The sequence below is a fragment of the Nostoc sp. genome (assembly GCF_036916655.1).
Taxonomy (GTDB): domain Bacteria; phylum Cyanobacteriota; class Cyanobacteriia; order Cyanobacteriales; family Nostocaceae; genus Nostoc.
Genome location: NZ_JBALFY010000040.1, coordinates 21,308 through 35,042, shown reverse-complemented (window position 1 = coordinate 35,042; position 13,735 = coordinate 21,308). Strand labels below are relative to the sequence as shown.

General features: G+C 42.9%; 17 protein-coding genes and 1 other RNA gene. 9 read left to right on the top strand and 9 right to left on the bottom strand.

Going from position 1 to position 13,735, the window contains the following annotated elements; all coding sequences use genetic code 11:
* Positions 1 to 48 precede the first annotated feature (48 nt).
* A complete protein-coding gene (pgeF, locus tag V7L31_RS11265) occupies positions 49 to 834 on the top strand; it encodes a peptidoglycan editing factor PgeF (RefSeq protein WP_334696294.1) in 786 nt (261 codons plus the stop codon).
* Positions 835 to 976: 142 nt separating this feature from the next.
* Here pgeF and V7L31_RS11260 read toward each other — a convergent pair whose 3' ends face one another.
* Positions 977 to 1,366: a DUF120 domain-containing protein gene (locus V7L31_RS11260; protein WP_334696293.1), complete on the bottom strand. Its 390-nt coding sequence runs from the start codon at positions 1,364 to 1,366 to the stop codon at positions 977 to 979.
* Positions 1,367 to 1,756: 390 nt separating this feature from the next.
* Here V7L31_RS11260 and V7L31_RS11255 point away from each other — a divergent pair, with 390 nt between their 5' ends.
* Complete coding sequence (locus V7L31_RS11255; RefSeq protein ID WP_334696292.1) at positions 1,757 to 2,761, top strand: ABC transporter substrate-binding protein; 1,005 nt, start codon at positions 1,757 to 1,759, stop codon at positions 2,759 to 2,761.
* A 116-nt stretch (positions 2,762 to 2,877) separates the two neighbouring features.
* On the opposite strand, the gene V7L31_RS11250 is transcribed toward V7L31_RS11255, so the two are convergent.
* From V7L31_RS11250 to V7L31_RS11240, 3 genes are all read right to left on the bottom strand, one after another.
* Positions 2,878 to 3,366 carry an MFS transporter gene (locus tag V7L31_RS11250; protein ID WP_334696309.1) on the bottom strand — a complete coding sequence of 163 codons (489 nt, stop codon included), beginning with the start codon at positions 3,364 to 3,366 and terminating at the stop codon, positions 2,878 to 2,880.
* A gap of 368 nt (positions 3,367 to 3,734) precedes the next feature.
* Entirely contained in the window at positions 3,735 to 4,412 is a 678-nt protein-coding gene (locus V7L31_RS11245; RefSeq protein WP_334696291.1) for a DUF4142 domain-containing protein, read from the bottom strand.
* Positions 4,413 to 4,546: 134 nt separating this feature from the next.
* Positions 4,547 to 4,711 carry a twin-arginine translocation signal domain-containing protein gene (locus V7L31_RS11240; RefSeq protein ID WP_334696290.1) on the bottom strand — a complete coding sequence of 55 codons (165 nt, stop codon included), beginning with the start codon at positions 4,709 to 4,711 and terminating at the stop codon, positions 4,547 to 4,549.
* 83 nt (positions 4,712 to 4,794) lie between these two features.
* Between V7L31_RS11240 and V7L31_RS11235 the strand changes: the two genes are divergently transcribed.
* The gene (locus V7L31_RS11235; RefSeq protein WP_334696289.1) at positions 4,795 to 5,010 is read left to right on the top strand and encodes a hypothetical protein; all 216 of its coding nucleotides are present in this window, start codon (positions 4,795 to 4,797) and stop codon (positions 5,008 to 5,010) included.
* A gap of 88 nt (positions 5,011 to 5,098) precedes the next feature.
* Positions 5,099 to 5,470 carry a hypothetical protein gene (locus tag V7L31_RS11230; protein ID WP_334696288.1) on the top strand — a complete coding sequence of 124 codons (372 nt, stop codon included), beginning with the start codon at positions 5,099 to 5,101 and terminating at the stop codon, positions 5,468 to 5,470.
* A 397-nt stretch (positions 5,471 to 5,867) separates the two neighbouring features.
* Here V7L31_RS11230 and V7L31_RS11225 read toward each other — a convergent pair whose 3' ends face one another.
* The 4 genes from V7L31_RS11225 to V7L31_RS11210 form a co-directional block, all read right to left on the bottom strand.
* Positions 5,868 to 6,797: a cation diffusion facilitator family transporter gene (locus V7L31_RS11225; RefSeq protein ID WP_334696287.1), complete on the bottom strand. Its 930-nt coding sequence runs from the start codon at positions 6,795 to 6,797 to the stop codon at positions 5,868 to 5,870.
* A 127-nt stretch (positions 6,798 to 6,924) separates the two neighbouring features.
* Positions 6,925 to 7,569: a TetR/AcrR family transcriptional regulator gene (locus V7L31_RS11220; protein ID WP_334696286.1), complete on the bottom strand. Its 645-nt coding sequence runs from the start codon at positions 7,567 to 7,569 to the stop codon at positions 6,925 to 6,927.
* Between the two features lie 114 nt (positions 7,570 to 7,683).
* A complete protein-coding gene (locus V7L31_RS11215) occupies positions 7,684 to 8,187 on the bottom strand; it encodes a GNAT family N-acetyltransferase (protein WP_334696285.1) in 504 nt (167 codons plus the stop codon).
* Between the two features lie 39 nt (positions 8,188 to 8,226).
* Positions 8,227 to 8,937, bottom strand: a complete 711-nt coding sequence (locus V7L31_RS11210) for a DJ-1/PfpI family protein (RefSeq protein ID WP_334696284.1) — start codon at positions 8,935 to 8,937, stop codon at positions 8,227 to 8,229.
* 323 nt (positions 8,938 to 9,260) lie between these two features.
* Between V7L31_RS11210 and V7L31_RS11205 the strand changes: the two genes are divergently transcribed.
* Entirely contained in the window at positions 9,261 to 9,740 is a 480-nt protein-coding gene (locus V7L31_RS11205; RefSeq protein WP_334696283.1) for a beta-lactamase hydrolase domain-containing protein, read from the top strand.
* Positions 9,741 to 10,003: 263 nt separating this feature from the next.
* Here V7L31_RS11205 and V7L31_RS11200 read toward each other — a convergent pair whose 3' ends face one another.
* Positions 10,004 to 10,327 (bottom strand): hypothetical protein, encoded by a 324-nt coding sequence (locus tag V7L31_RS11200; RefSeq protein ID WP_334696282.1) that lies wholly within the window; start codon positions 10,325 to 10,327, stop codon positions 10,004 to 10,006.
* A 572-nt stretch (positions 10,328 to 10,899) separates the two neighbouring features.
* Between V7L31_RS11200 and V7L31_RS11195 the strand changes: the two genes are divergently transcribed.
* From V7L31_RS11195 to ssrS, 4 genes are all read left to right on the top strand, one after another.
* Positions 10,900 to 11,052, top strand: coding sequence for a lmo0937 family membrane protein (locus V7L31_RS11195; protein ID WP_334696281.1), 153 nt, complete (start codon positions 10,900 to 10,902; stop codon positions 11,050 to 11,052).
* 655 nt (positions 11,053 to 11,707) lie between these two features.
* Complete coding sequence (locus V7L31_RS11190) at positions 11,708 to 12,229, top strand: pentapeptide repeat-containing protein (RefSeq protein WP_334696280.1); 522 nt, start codon at positions 11,708 to 11,710, stop codon at positions 12,227 to 12,229.
* Positions 12,226 to 13,392: a 5-(carboxyamino)imidazole ribonucleotide synthase gene (locus V7L31_RS11185; protein WP_334696308.1), complete on the top strand. Its 1,167-nt coding sequence runs from the start codon at positions 12,226 to 12,228 to the stop codon at positions 13,390 to 13,392. The genes V7L31_RS11190 and V7L31_RS11185 overlap by 4 nt, the downstream gene beginning before the upstream one ends.
* A gap of 60 nt (positions 13,393 to 13,452) precedes the next feature.
* Positions 13,453 to 13,636: non-coding RNA, 6S RNA (gene ssrS, locus V7L31_RS11180), on the top strand.
* Positions 13,637 to 13,735 lie beyond the last annotated feature (99 nt).

Genomic DNA, 13,735 nt, shown 5'->3' with positions numbered 1-13,735 from the left:
AAATTCCGTTGTTCAAGTTAGCATTGATTTGTTTAGGTTTGGTTCAAGATGCACACTTGGCACTGGCGCAATTGGGAAGGACTGCCTTATCTAACTTGTAGTCTTTTGGAACGTTGGCATCACGGCTTTTTTACCCAGCAGTTTTGGCCGCGATCGCCACAAGTTATCACAGAAGTATTGCAACCAGAGGCATCAGTCTATCGCTTAAAGCAGGTTCATGGCAATACTGTTCTCACCCCTCAAGAGGTTGAAAGCTTTTTAAGCTCTGCTGAGGAGGATTTAGCATCGGCTGATGGTTTAATGAGTGAGCAGCCTCTACAAGCTGTTTGGGTCGCTAGCGCAGATTGTACACCCGTGTTGATTGGGGATGTGCAATCTGGACGGGTGGCAGCATTACACGCGGGCTGGCGGGGAACTGCGAAGAAGATTGTGCCCCAAGCGATCGCTCGATTACAATCTCAAGGCAGTAAACTCGATGATTTACGCATTGCGATGGGGCCAGCGATCGCTGGTGAGGTTTACCAAGTCTCGATTGAAGTGGCTGCCGAAATTGGGGCTAGTATTATATCACATAATAGCGAAGAAAAAATTCTCACTGCATTATACGAGCTACCAAATTCACCTTTACTAGAAGACCCCGATCCCGGAAAGGTAAAGCTAGATGTGCGGCGGGTGAATACTTTACAGCTGGAAAATTTGGGAATTAGTGCAGAACAAATTGCGATCGCACCTTATTGTACTTTCCAAACACCAGAGCATTTCTTTTCTTACCGCCGGGAGAAAGAGAAAAAAGTTCAGTGGTCAGGGATTGTTAGTGGCAAAACGAGTCAGTAGCATTCAAATGGGTTTTGGCTGATAGAGCGATCGCTTTATCAGCTTGGATTCAATACGATTCAATATATAAATTTGCCATGTTGCGGATCAAAAATACGGTCGCGTAATGGATTAACGCTTCATCTCCAAACAGATTTTTAATTCAGATAAATCTGACATCGTGAATCTCAACTTCAATCAAATCGTTATCTTTAAGGTTATATAGCTCTCGAAGTTTCACATCGCAAGCTATTTCAATAATTGTTCTCGGATGATCTCCATTTTCGGTATTATTTTTATCTGTTCTTAAGATAAAAGCATCTCTGCCAAATATTTTACAGGGAACAATGCTCACAGAAACAGTGCCTCCATATTCTTCCTTTTCCAGACGAATTACATTCGTTGGCAGATAGTAAGGTCGATCTAAATGAATATTTAAAGTTCCAGGGAAGAATTTCATTCCCGTTTTTCTCAAGTAATATTCCTGGAGTTTCTCAATCCAGTAAGAAAAGTTTCCAAAACCACTGACAACCTTCCCTTTTAAGATTTTCATATATCCTGATTTTTGTAAATAGGCTGGTATTTATCTTGTGGGGTGGGCATCCTCGCCATACAGACTGGGCGGGCGAGACGCCCACCCCACAAGAGTTAATTGGATATTTTTTGATTTGGAATTCCCTTAGAGATTGTTTTAAAAGTCTAAGTATTAATTTTTGATATCATGTCCGGCTAATCACAAGTGATTACTGCATCTGTGCAAAAATCGGAAAAACCTCTTTCCCCCTGCTCCCTGCCCCCTGCGCTCTAAATAATAAGTCTTTAACCATGATTATGATTCCGCCTTGCGGTACTAGTGTCTTGCTTTTTGCTAGTAGCTATGTCAATATTAGTTGCCAACATCCGTAAGTCAATCGACTTGCCGTAGATTAGTAGTGCAACTTATATGAGCATTAAACGCCGTCACTTACTAGGAATGGGCATATCAACAGCAGCCGTGGCAGCCTGTGGAAAGATTGCCAATGCCCCATCAACAACGCCTAGTGTAGCTCCTGTGGCGGCGACAAGCAAAAGTGCAAGCAAGCTACGTCTAGGCTTTCAGCCACCCTATGTTGCAGTATTTGCGCTGCGGCAACAAAAATTCTTAGAGAAGGCATTTGCAGGACAATCAACCAGCTTTGAGTACCGTCGCCTACTCTCGCTCAAGCCAGTGACCGAAGCATTATCTGCTGGAGCTTTAGATTTAGGTTTAGGGGGTACACCTGTAGCTGCGATCGCTGCGGGTCAGCCTATCCGTGTCATCGCCTTAGTTGAACGCAGCCCAAAGACTCACGGATTGCTAGTTTTACCTAACTCACCCATCAAGAAGGTAACTGATTTAAAGGGTAAGAAAATCGGCAACCCATCGGGAAAAAGCTACTTTTTTGCAGTACAAGTACTAGAACGGGCTGGACTAAAAGACACTGATGTGCAATGGGTTCAGATAGAAAACGATGCAGGTAGAGCCGCATTACTTTCAGGTGCGATCGATGTATGGGGAACTTGGGACCCTTTTTATGCCAGTGCTGAAGTTGCTAAAGAAGTAGTTCCATTAGTAGATGGTGGCGACTATGTGTTGAACTATGTCGCTCTGTTTGGGCGCACAGAGTACATAGAACAAAACCCAGAGACAATACAGCGGTTTCTTCAAGCCTATAAGCAAGCGCTAACCTGGGTTCAAGATAACCGTCAGGCGGCGGTGGATATCCTAGTTAAAGAGAATAAGCTTTCACCAGAGGCCGCAGCTTTGACTTTGGGTCGTCGTAACTTACTGTTTGAGCCGCCTAATCAGGAATACCGCCAAGAACTTGTCACACAATCGCAACTACTGGCTCGTCTGGGACTGATCAAACAACAGCCGAACTGGGATAAAGCAATTGATACAGCGATCGCTAAAACCGTCGCCTCTTGAGTAGCTTCGTTAGCGAATCGTGCAGAATTGAAGAAGAATTCAGAAGTCAGCTGCAATCACTGCGGCTCGATCGCGATCGGAATTACATATAACCTTGCTGCTACCCATCGTGCTGCTTAGGATTGGTGAGCATAAATCATGTGAGAAATAACTGGAAGTTCTTTGCCTTGATGAAAGGCAAAAACCCTTTCGCGAATCTCTCGATCTGCTACCGTAAAGCGTTCATACTGGCGTAAATGATCTACCCAAGACTCGACAATAAATGTCTCTAAGTACCGATTCGGCACAGATGTATCATGAAAGATACCCCAGCGAATCGCACCATCTCGTAACCGCACTACTCGCAGGGCATGAATTGCCGCAATGAATTCCTCTGCTTGATCTGGGTTAATACAATATTCAAGTGTGACTAAAACAGGCCCTTCTTCTGGTTGCAATTCAATTACTACTAGCGGTTCAGCTCGTCGTAATGCTGGAGCTAAATCAAGTTTTCCTGATAGCAACGGGTAACGCCACGCGGTGAAAGTTCCTCCAATTAAGCCAAGGGCAGCAACGAATAAGGCACTTGGCGTTCCCCAATGTTCTGCCGCCGCACCCCAAACAATACTACCAATTGCTAGACAATTGAGGCAATCCAGCGATCGCGAAACAAAGATTTACGGAGCGGACTCCAAGCAGAGGTTGTCATAACTGCGGTATGCACATATTTACTTCAGCATTTTGGGAGTGGGCCACGAGTGGTATCTAATCTGCTTGTTGTGAATCACACAATCTGCAAAATGATCGATTTCTAAAGCGAACTGATTCTTCGGCTTTTAGCTTAAGTTGACACCAACGGCGAGACATCCACCCCACAATAAGAAGTAGTTGAGTATTTTTTATGCAGTCTTCACGCTACGCGTATTTTGCTTCTTTGCAGTAGTACGCACAGCAGACGCAAAGGAAAAGAAAATATGCTTTGAACTGTATTGTTTCACGGGGTAGTGGTTGGAGTTGGGGTGCTAGTTGGAGTTGGGGTGCTAGTTGAACTTCCAGAATTAGCAATGGCACGAACCTGTTGCAGATGTTGTTGGAGGGTTGGTAGCGCTTGAGCCGCAAATGCTTTCACATCTGGATCTTGTCCTTTTTGAGCTTCATTCTGAAATGCGGAGACATCTTTTTCATGACCTTGAAGCATCTCATTTATATATAGGCGATCGAATTTAGCACCAGAAAGTGCGGATAAGCGTCGCAAGGCTTGCTGATTTGTCGTACCGATAGCAGTTGGCAGCGTGACACTTTTTTGAATCGCTAACTGTTTGAGTTGATTATTTACCTGGGTATGATCTTGAACCATACGCTGTCCAAACTGTTTTACTGCATCACTGGTTCCACGTTGTGATGCCAGTTGTCCTAGTTGAACTTCCGCTAAACCATCTTGAGCGGCATTAGTCACGAACTTTCTGTCTAAAGAACTGAGTTTATTTTGCCGTGATGTAGTTGGTGAGGTAGTTGGGTATGGAGTTGGTGATGCAGTCTCAGTACTTTGTACAGGTACAGCAGATGGAACTTCAGATGTACTCTGGTCATGGGGAGTAGTTGGTGTACAACCAGTCGCCAGAGATAAGGCGATCGCTACTAAACCAGTAGAGAGTATTTTGAAGTTGGACATAATCAATGTTCTCCTTAGATTTAACTTGATACTTTCTTGCTCTTATTGAATTTTTCCAATGTGATATCCCCCAAGACAATCACAGATACTTGTTCTCTGGTGCGTCCGAGGTTGCGATATAACATTTCGCCATGTCAAGTTGGAGTAGCCAAACTTTGGGCTAACAGTTGAGTATTTTCATCAACAGTTTTTGTTTGAGCGAGAATCGGTTGCAAAAATCCTTCCGAAACTGCAAATCCTGCTGCCACTAATCCCAAAGCAGAAGCAGTTTTTAATAAGCTGCGTCTACTGATTTCCATAATTGTCTCCTATCAAGTAACAACAGGAATGAGCCGTATACTATCACGGCAATCTGACATAGAGACTCTAACTAAGGTGTGTTTTGAAATATACTCCGCAAGATACATTAATAATGCAAGTTGATGCATTCACAATGCAAGTTGATGCATTCACAATGCAAGTTGATGCATTCACAATGCAAGTTGATGCATTCACAATGCAAGCCGATGCATTCACAATGCAAGTTGATGCATTCACAATGCAAGTCGATGCATTCACAATGCCAATCGATGAATTGCAAAAACTTACTCTTTTTTAAGATTGCCCAATTTAAAATTTTGTCTTACTGATAGATTTATTAGTCGCAATGGGTACATTAAATATACATTAAACTACTGTATACATCTATGACTATCCAAGACACAACACGCCGTTTACGTCCTCAAACTATTAGTCAAGATATTGACTCATTCCACGGCTTGCAAACGGTCAGCACCTACAACACAACTCGTGCTGATGCCTCAACTGCAAACTTACAGGAAGTTTATCAGACGATGTTGATTTCTCAGCAAGCCGAAACTGAGAAACTAGCTTTATACCGTGCGGCTGCTGATGCTGCCCGATTAGCAGAGTGGGAATTTCATAATGCTGTATTAGCGATGAAAGAAGTTGTACGCGGGCAATATGGCTCAGATAGCGATCAAGCTCAAGCAGTAGGACTGAAGAAAAAATCAGATCGCAAGCGTCCTTCGCGTAAAAAAACAGTTGCGATCGCGTAACCACCTGCTATAAGCGATCGCAAGTTAATTGATGAGAGATGCGATCGGTAACAATGCAATTAATCTCTTATCAAACAGAATTCAGGAGTCATATCATGTTCTGTAAATCACTTACGATATGTCATTGCGAATGCAACGAAGTGGAATGAAGCAATCGCAAAGGTTTGGGATTGCTGCGCTCCGCTCTCTACGAGACGCTACGCGAACGCAATGACATAAGCATCAAGTCGAACATGATATCAGGAGTCAGAATAAGCTAAACCTTAGCTATCCGCCAACAGCAATCTTTTTTGTATGACTGGCAGATAGCAACGCAAAAAGCAAGTCTTGTCTGCGACACGCTACGCGAACAAGCGTCTTGATTCTGAATTCTGAATTCTGGATTCTGCATTCTTCTTCAATTTATATCTTGCATTTGCTGATTGCTCGGACGCTCCAACTCCAAATCGTCCCAAGAAACTGGATCTTCTACAGGTTCTAGGTGAGTTGTAACATGAGTTGAAGGCAGCACCCCAAGAATAGCAAGCTCAATTGCCTCGCATAAATCATGCCCTTGTTGCACTGTCCAAGATCCAGGCACAAGAACATGAAAGGAAACAAAGCGGCGGGTTCCAGCAGTACGGGTTCGCAAGGCATGAAACTGGATATCTTGACGTTTGTACTCGTTAAGGATGCTCTTGATTGCGTCAATTTCTTTTTTAGGTAAAGCTGCATCCAGTAACGCGCTACTGGTTTCCCGCAGCAAACGAAATCCTGTCCAAGTAATATTTGCTGCTACTATTAGGGCGACAATTGGATCGAGTACGAGAGTGCCTGTTAGCTTGACGAGTAAGATTCCAACGATCACACCACCCGAAGTCACCACATCGGTAAACAAATGGTGAGCATCAGCCCTCAGTGTAATGGAACGCAACCGTCGCCCTGCTCGTAGCAAGATAAAGGCAACAACGCCGTTGATTGCGGTTGCAAATAGGGAGAGTGCCAACCCGAATCCCAACTGTGTTAATGGTTCTGGATGCAGCAAGCGTCCCCAAGCTTCAACAGCAATGCTAATGGCTGCCACTATAATCAACGCACCTTCTGCACCACTGGAGAAGTATTCGGCTTTAGAATGCCCAAAGGCGTGTTCGGCATCGGCTGGTTTCTCAGCATAGGTCAAGGCCCATAGAGCAACCAATGCAGCCAGGAGATTTACAATTGACTCAATAGCATCTGAAAGCAAACCTACTGACCCGGTTAGCTGGTAAGCGCCAAATTTTATGCCAATAGTGACGATTGCTGCTGCAATCGATAAGAAAGCGTAGGATCGGGCTGTTGAACTACTCATCTTGGTCACGGACGTAATTACAGTGATTCCAAGCTAAGAGTACCAAATTTTACTTGACTGGTCATCAGTCCTGAGTTTTCTACTGATTGGTATTTCAAGACGCGATAAATCGCGTCTCTACATTTGTCTAATTTGGCTCATGGCTGACATCTGCATTGACAACTGACAGAGGATTAGTACTGATACCGCGTACAAAAATATCTACACAGGTTTCGATATAGTCTTCACAGCTATAGTTGCCTTGATTGAATTTGACAGTGCGGCATAGCATTCCAGCTAACAGCATTCCTGTAAACATATCTACTGCCGGAAATGGATCGAGGTCTGCTCTGACAGTGCCTCGTTTCTGACTCGATTGCAGGTAAGCTACCAGTTTCTCCCCTAATGGCTTGGCAGCTTCTTGAATTACTTGTTTGGCTGCCTCAGGATGACGTTTGGCTTCTCCAATGAAGGTACGAATTAAGTCTTCCTGTGCCTCTAGCATCGTATTGTAAAGATAGGCATACTGTCTTAAATCAATTTTTAGATCCTGCGTCCAGGCTTCGGGATGTGCAAGGGCTTCTGTCTGGAGTGCCAAAGCATTTTTCATTACTGCTCCCAGAAGTTGTTCTTTGCTAGCAAAGTGGCGAAATAAAGTCACCTCATTCACACCAGCAACACGGGCTATTTCACGGGTAGTTGCTCCTTGAACACCTAAACTAGCAAATACCTGCAAGGCAGCTTCTATCAAACGTGTACGGGTAAGAGTTGATGAACGGATGGTTTTATGCATTGATGCTGGCAAGTACTTACTTCAATAATATGTTATGTAGAAAAAGCGGTTGTAACTTGGGAAAAAATAATCGTGATGCCAGCATTTTTAAAGCTATTGAAAATCTTTACTCTCTCAAATTGATTTCGGTGCAGGAGCTAATGTTTTACTCATTTTAGTAACTGGAACAACTATCCCACTTCTTAAATAATGAGGCGCTCTTTCAATGGCAGTAAATCCCAGTCGTAAATAAAACCCCTCAGCATAAAGGCTAGCAGTTGTAATTACTTTACTTACATCTTGCTTAGTTGCTTCTTCACAAAAATGTTTAACTAAAGCACGGCCAATCCCTTTTCCTTGATATTTAGGATGGACGTACAGCCCGATTAGTTCATCAACAATGAAACTAGCAAAACCTACAATAGCGTCTCCCTCGATCGCAACCCAGTAAGTTTCCGCTTTCATACTTTTCAAGATATTTGAACCATCAGCTTTGTTGCGGTAATTACGCCAAGCTAAAAGTTCTTTTTGGGTGTAAAAAGTTGCAGGCAGAGCTTTGATAGCAGCAATATGAATTGCACTCAGCACCCAGGCATCTGTTTCCTGGGCAGGTCGAAGAGAGATTTCGTTAGCGCTCATAGGTTCAGGACTGGCATTCAGATTATACCATTTTGGATCTTAGATAGTAGTTTGCAATTGAGTTACAACGCGCTGGACAATTTGTTTTCTGATTTCTTGAAGATTGTGACTCGCAGCAGTAACTTGAGCAAGTACAGCCGCAGGGGCAGTTTGGGGAGAACCACTGTTAAAGGGTGGTTGGGGATTGTATTCGATCGCTAGTTGAATTCCTTGGGCGATTGCTTCCCCAAACAACTCAGCAGCGATCGCTAACCCAAAATCAATGCCAGCTGTCACACCGCCGCCTGTAATCCGATTGCGATCGATGACAACTCTTTCTGTAACTGTCTCAACTCCCAACATCTCAAGCAAATCCAGCGATCGCCAGTGAGTAGTGGCGCGATAGCCTTGAAGTAACCCCGCCGCCGCTAGCAGCAAAGAACCAGTGCAGACAGCTGTAATGTAGCGGGCTTGTTTACCTTGGGTCTTGAGAAAGTTGAGAAACTTTTCATCTTCCATTTTGGCATTGATACCCGGGCCTCCTGGCACAAATAACACATCTAAGGCTGGGGCTTGAGCAAAGGTGGTGTCAGGTAAAAAGGTGAGGCCGCGCTCACTCCGAATTGGTTCGAGTGTTTCCGCTAGCAGATATAATTGCACTTTTGGCAATTTGGCAAAGACTTCATAGGGGCCCGTGAAATCTAACTGTGTCAAATTTGGGAACAATACTATTCCAATGGATAGAAAAGGAACTTGTTCTATGGCAGTCATTATTTATACCCTTGTTCACGAAAATCTTGATTCAGTTGCTCCCCCAACCTCCCCAATAGTATAGCTCCCGAAATATAATCTACGGTAATTTTATCGGGATAAAGTATAACAACATCTAATCACCAGTAAACCCATCGACAAACCGTATATTATGGATAAAGCAATAAAATAATCGGCTTCAAAAGACTAATTTTGAAGTAATCAAGCAATATCTTGTGATATTTAGCTAATTTTGCGGTGTTTATTTTGAATATCTTCTCAAGGCTTGCTCCCTTAGAGTATTAACCAAGCTGGAAGACATTAGAAAGTTAAAAGGAGTGAATGTGATCAACGCCATACAAATTAACGAAAACTTGACAACTACAGGACAAGTCATACCGAAACAGCTTGAGCAAGCTATTCAAGAAGGTTTTAAATCCGTTCTAAATTTGCGATCGCCTGATGAGCTAGGATTTTCTAAGGACGAGCAAAAAATAGCAGAAGCATTAGGGCTGTATTATCAAAATGTTCCACTCAAGGTGGATCTAAAAAATTTAAATGAAGAGGTGATTACCAAAATCCTCACGACACTCGAACAAATTCCTAAACCAGCCGTTGTGCATTGTGCTGCTGGGATGCGCTCAACTGGAATTGCGCTCTTAAGTATCGCTATCCAAGAAGGATTAACACCAGAAGAAACCCTAGCAAAAGCTAAGAGTCTGGGCTTTGGATTCTTTGAACACGCTGGTATTAGTCCCCGATTGAAACAATTATTTGTGGACTACGTTAACAAACACGCAAAGGTAGCTGTACCTGCTAGCTGATTTGAGGTGTTAGTAATTTCTAATTGTTATGTCCTAATAGACTAGACATTTGCTATACAAATCATTGAATTCTGAATTCTGAATCAAGATGCTCTCTACGAGACGATGCGCGTGGCTTGTTTATTTGCAGAGGTAGCAAGTTGCACAGAATTCAGAATTGAATTCTATTTTCTGACTCCTGAATTCTTTCTTGTTAAATTAAAAACTGCTCTTGCTGAAAGTAGACAAGAGCAGTTTTTAATCGCAAAGCCCAAAATAAAAATTTAGGCATCTTCAAGTTCAAATTGAGCTACCGTAACGGCGTTCAAAGCGAAAGCTAAAACTAAGGGCATCGGCGACTGAAACCAAAAAGTAAAGAGAATAGCTAAAATTGTGCCAATCACTGCGGACATTGACCACAATCGTTCTTCAAAAGTCAGTCCATTTTCAGCTTTAATCAATCTGAGAGCATGAACTGGAATCGGTTCTGGCATTACCCCACCCGGAGGGAAAGCCCAGAAGTTATTACGTCGCTCGACAAACAAATCTGTCCAGCCATTCTCTTGGCACCATGCCTCAATCCATTGAAGTGAGTAATGATTCATCATCGGGTTTGGGAGTTCGGTTTGTGGAAGTTGTGTACTTGGTGAATGTCAACTCTTAGAGATTCCTGAAGAACTAACTAATCGCTATAAAATTAACGCTAACTATCGAACTTTTAAGCTTTGTTAAGCAATTGAGACGAATATAACTACGCTCAAACCTTGCTTTCATTAATTAAAAGACTAACAGTTGATCGGGGCTATTGAATTTAAAAGACAACAAACTTTACTTGAAAAATTGAAAGTCAAGAATTGTAAATAACTCGGTAAGTATTACTGCTCAAAAAACTCTTTACATCTTGAAATTGAAATCTAAAAATGAAGAATTGTGAACAAATCAACAAACTTCACCAATAGCGTATCCTGACAAGCAAGCTACGCGTAGCAAGTCTTGTCTGCGACATCGTAGAGAAGCAACGTGACCTCAATTAGTTTTCAACCTGAGTTAAATTAGTTTTCTCTCTCAAGAGCGATGATTTAAAGTTATATACCTCTCTGAAGATAAATAGAATCAAAGTCAAGGTAGGAGTAAAGTATATGAGCAAATAAAAACTTACTTGAATCAGAGCAAATATTATATGTTGAGTATAATTTGGGGCATTGTTGTTGTACTGGTTGCTTTTTGGGCATTGGGACTGGCACTTCATATTGCTGGAAATTTAATTCATGCAGTGTTGCTTTTAGCCATTGCCCTTGCTATCTATAATTTTTTCAAAGCGCGTGATGTATGAAGAGGGCTGAGTTGCGTGAAACGGGCAGTTAGAAACCGCGTCTACACAAACAAAACCTTGATTTGCCTCGTTTTGCCTCGTTCCCAGTCTCCGACTGGGAATGCTCGCCTTTGAGGCTCCGCCTCTCGAACTCGCGGCAGAGCCGCTTTTGAGTTGCATTTCCCGACTCTGGCTGGAAACGAGGTTTTAAAAAGGAGCTTCAGCTTAACTGTTGGCTTCCATACCCGCCCGGAAATAAATTTCTTTGGCTTTTAGGCTTAAGTCTACTGAAGTAGACTGGAGATTTGTGGCGATATTTAGTCATCTTCAGATGACTTTAGCTATGAGACGGGAATTTCAATTCCTGGCGGATAAGCAAGCGGTTTCGCGTTAAGTTGACACCAATGCTGCCTGCCGTGCCCCTACACCTCGCGATATCGCGATATAATGTTGTACCGCATCTGAATGGGAACCGCGATACCGACTTATATTGAGTGCGATGCCTACGGCGGTAAACTACGCTCCATCAATGCTAATAATGAAAAGCCATGTCTACAAACTGCGACGCATCTAACCTTTTTGCGTTACAAAATATTAAGCTAGAGAAATACACATCTCCCAAATTCAGTAGCAAGATTGGATCAGTCTTGCTAACATTCAAATGCGGTAAGCTTAAATGCAGCGATTAGACACCAAATTGGCTCTCGATATCCTTCGGCAAGGGTTGGCGTTCCTTCTGGGAATTATCATCTGGTGTGTGGCTGATCCCGCACTGGCAGTAGATTGGACTCATCCACTGTCATTTAGTAATGCAGAGTTATCAAGACGTGATTTTTCTGGTGAAAGCTTGCAGGCTGCGGAGTTTTCTAACGCCAATATGGAACTGGCTAACTTTGCAAACGCTGACTTGCGGGGAGCAGTCATGAGCGCTTCGGTGATGACAAAAGCAAATCTCCACGGAGCCGATTTAACGAATGCAATGGTCGATCAGGTAAACTTGACTAAGGCAGATTTGAGCGATGCAGTTTTCAAAGAAGCTCTTTTGCTCCGCGCTATCTTTAATGATGTAAATATAGACGGTGCAGATTTTACAGATGCAATTTTGGATAGAGCGCAAATCAAAGAACTGTGCGGTAAAGCCAGTGGTGTGAATTCCAAAACAGGCGTGCAAACTCGTGATTCTCTAGGATGTCAATGAAACGTGTTGGTGTAATTGGTGGCGGACAACTTGCCTGGATGATGGCGGATGCAGCACAAAAGCTAGGTGTAGAATTAGTAGTACAAACTCCAAGCGTTCACGATCCGGCCGTGTCAATTGCTGAGGAAATCGTTTTCGCTCCGGTAGATGACGCCAGTGCTACAGAGATATTAGCTAAAAAATGCGATGTCATCACCTTTGAAAACGAATTTGTTAACCTGCAAGCTTTATCTTTTTTAGCACAGCAAGGCGTTTGTTTCCGCCCCAGATTAGAAGCTTTAGCTCCTCTTTTAGATAAATATCATCAGCGTTGCTATTTACGCGACTTGGGATTACCAGTTCCTCAATTTTTCGCCCTTGACGAGGTGGAAAATCTCAAATCCAAAATAGAATATCTAGGTTTTCCAGCAGTCCTCAAATCTCGCCGTCATGGTTATGATGGTCAAGGTACTTTCATCATTCAGGATTTTGCTACTTTAGAACAAAAGCTAAGTGATGAAAGCATAACAAAAACTTTCAATCAATCACTTTTCTTATTAGAAGAATTTGTCCCTTTTGAAAGAGAACTAGCAATAATTGCAGCTCGTTCTGTGGATGGGGAAATTGTCACGTATCCAGTGGTGGAAACCCAACAAGAACAACAAGTGTGTCGGCGGGTGATTGCGCCAGCCGAGATTACTCCCAATCAAGTAGCAGAAATCGAAGCGATCGCACATACTCTATTAAATAGCCTAGAAGTAGTGGGAATTTTTGGAATTGAGCTATTTATCCGTGCTGATGGCAAAATCCTGGTAAATGAAATTGCCCCTCGTACCCACAATTCTGGGCATTTTTCTCTTGACGCCTGCGAAACTTCTCAGTTTGAGCAGCATCTTCGAGCCGTTTGTGGTTTACCTTTGGGAAATCCAGCTTTGCAGTGCCCTGGTGCTGTAATGGTGAACCTACTGGGATATGAAAATTCTCACAGCGACTACCAAAGCCAGCGCCAACAAATAGCAGCAATTCCCCAAGCGCACGTTCACTGGTATGGGAAGACAGAATCACGTCCTGGGCGAAAGTTAGGACACGTCACCGTTTTGCTGGATAATCAAAATCAACAATCGGCAACTGCATACGCCAACGATATCGCCCACACCATAGAATCTATCTGGTATCCCAGGTAAATGAATCAGAAAGTTTCGATGTTGAACACACAACATCTTTTTGAAAGCTATAATGAATGAGTTGCACTACGACGTTGGTGACTGCCATCAAGTTTTTTGATCTATGCCTTTAATGACAAGGGAGTCAACTGTTCTCGTGGCAGTATACCGGGCATGTACCCGGAAACTTTAAACGAGGAATTTAGGTTCCCACCTGGATAAACCCAGGTCATAAACTTAGGTAAAACGGCGTCGCGGTGAACTTAAAATTATTAGCTCCCAAAGTCAATTAGAACTTGGGAGCTTTAATTATTTCAATCAGTTTCAAAGGGACTTCCAAATAAAAAACATCCCAAATTTTCTT

Coding starts and splice junctions, on each gene's coding strand:
- pgeF (WP_334696294.1), top strand. CDS start 49: ATGCACACTTGGCACTGGCGCAATTGGGAAGGACTGCCTTATCTAACT.
- V7L31_RS11260 (WP_334696293.1), bottom strand. CDS start 1,366: ATGAAAATCTTAAAAGGGAAGGTTGTCAGTGGTTTTGGAAACTTTTCT.
- V7L31_RS11255 (WP_334696292.1), top strand. CDS start 1,757: ATGAGCATTAAACGCCGTCACTTACTAGGAATGGGCATATCAACAGCA.
- V7L31_RS11245 (WP_334696291.1), bottom strand. CDS start 4,412: ATGTCCAACTTCAAAATACTCTCTACTGGTTTAGTAGCGATCGCCTTA.
- V7L31_RS11240 (WP_334696290.1), bottom strand. CDS start 4,711: ATGGAAATCAGTAGACGCAGCTTATTAAAAACTGCTTCTGCTTTGGGA.
- V7L31_RS11230 (WP_334696288.1), top strand. CDS start 5,099: ATGACTATCCAAGACACAACACGCCGTTTACGTCCTCAAACTATTAGT.
- V7L31_RS11225 (WP_334696287.1), bottom strand. CDS start 6,797: ATGAGTAGTTCAACAGCCCGATCCTACGCTTTCTTATCGATTGCAGCA.
- V7L31_RS11220 (WP_334696286.1), bottom strand. CDS start 7,569: ATGCATAAAACCATCCGTTCATCAACTCTTACCCGTACACGTTTGATA.
- V7L31_RS11215 (WP_334696285.1), bottom strand. CDS start 8,187: ATGAGCGCTAACGAAATCTCTCTTCGACCTGCCCAGGAAACAGATGCC.
- V7L31_RS11210 (WP_334696284.1), bottom strand. CDS start 8,937: ATGACTGCCATAGAACAAGTTCCTTTTCTATCCATTGGAATAGTATTG.
- V7L31_RS11200 (WP_334696282.1), bottom strand. CDS start 10,327: ATGATGAATCATTACTCACTTCAATGGATTGAGGCATGGTGCCAAGAG.
- V7L31_RS11195 (WP_334696281.1), top strand. CDS start 10,900: ATGTTGAGTATAATTTGGGGCATTGTTGTTGTACTGGTTGCTTTTTGG.
- V7L31_RS11190 (WP_334696280.1), top strand. CDS start 11,708: ATGCAGCGATTAGACACCAAATTGGCTCTCGATATCCTTCGGCAAGGG.
- V7L31_RS11185 (WP_334696308.1), top strand. CDS start 12,226: ATGAAACGTGTTGGTGTAATTGGTGGCGGACAACTTGCCTGGATGATG.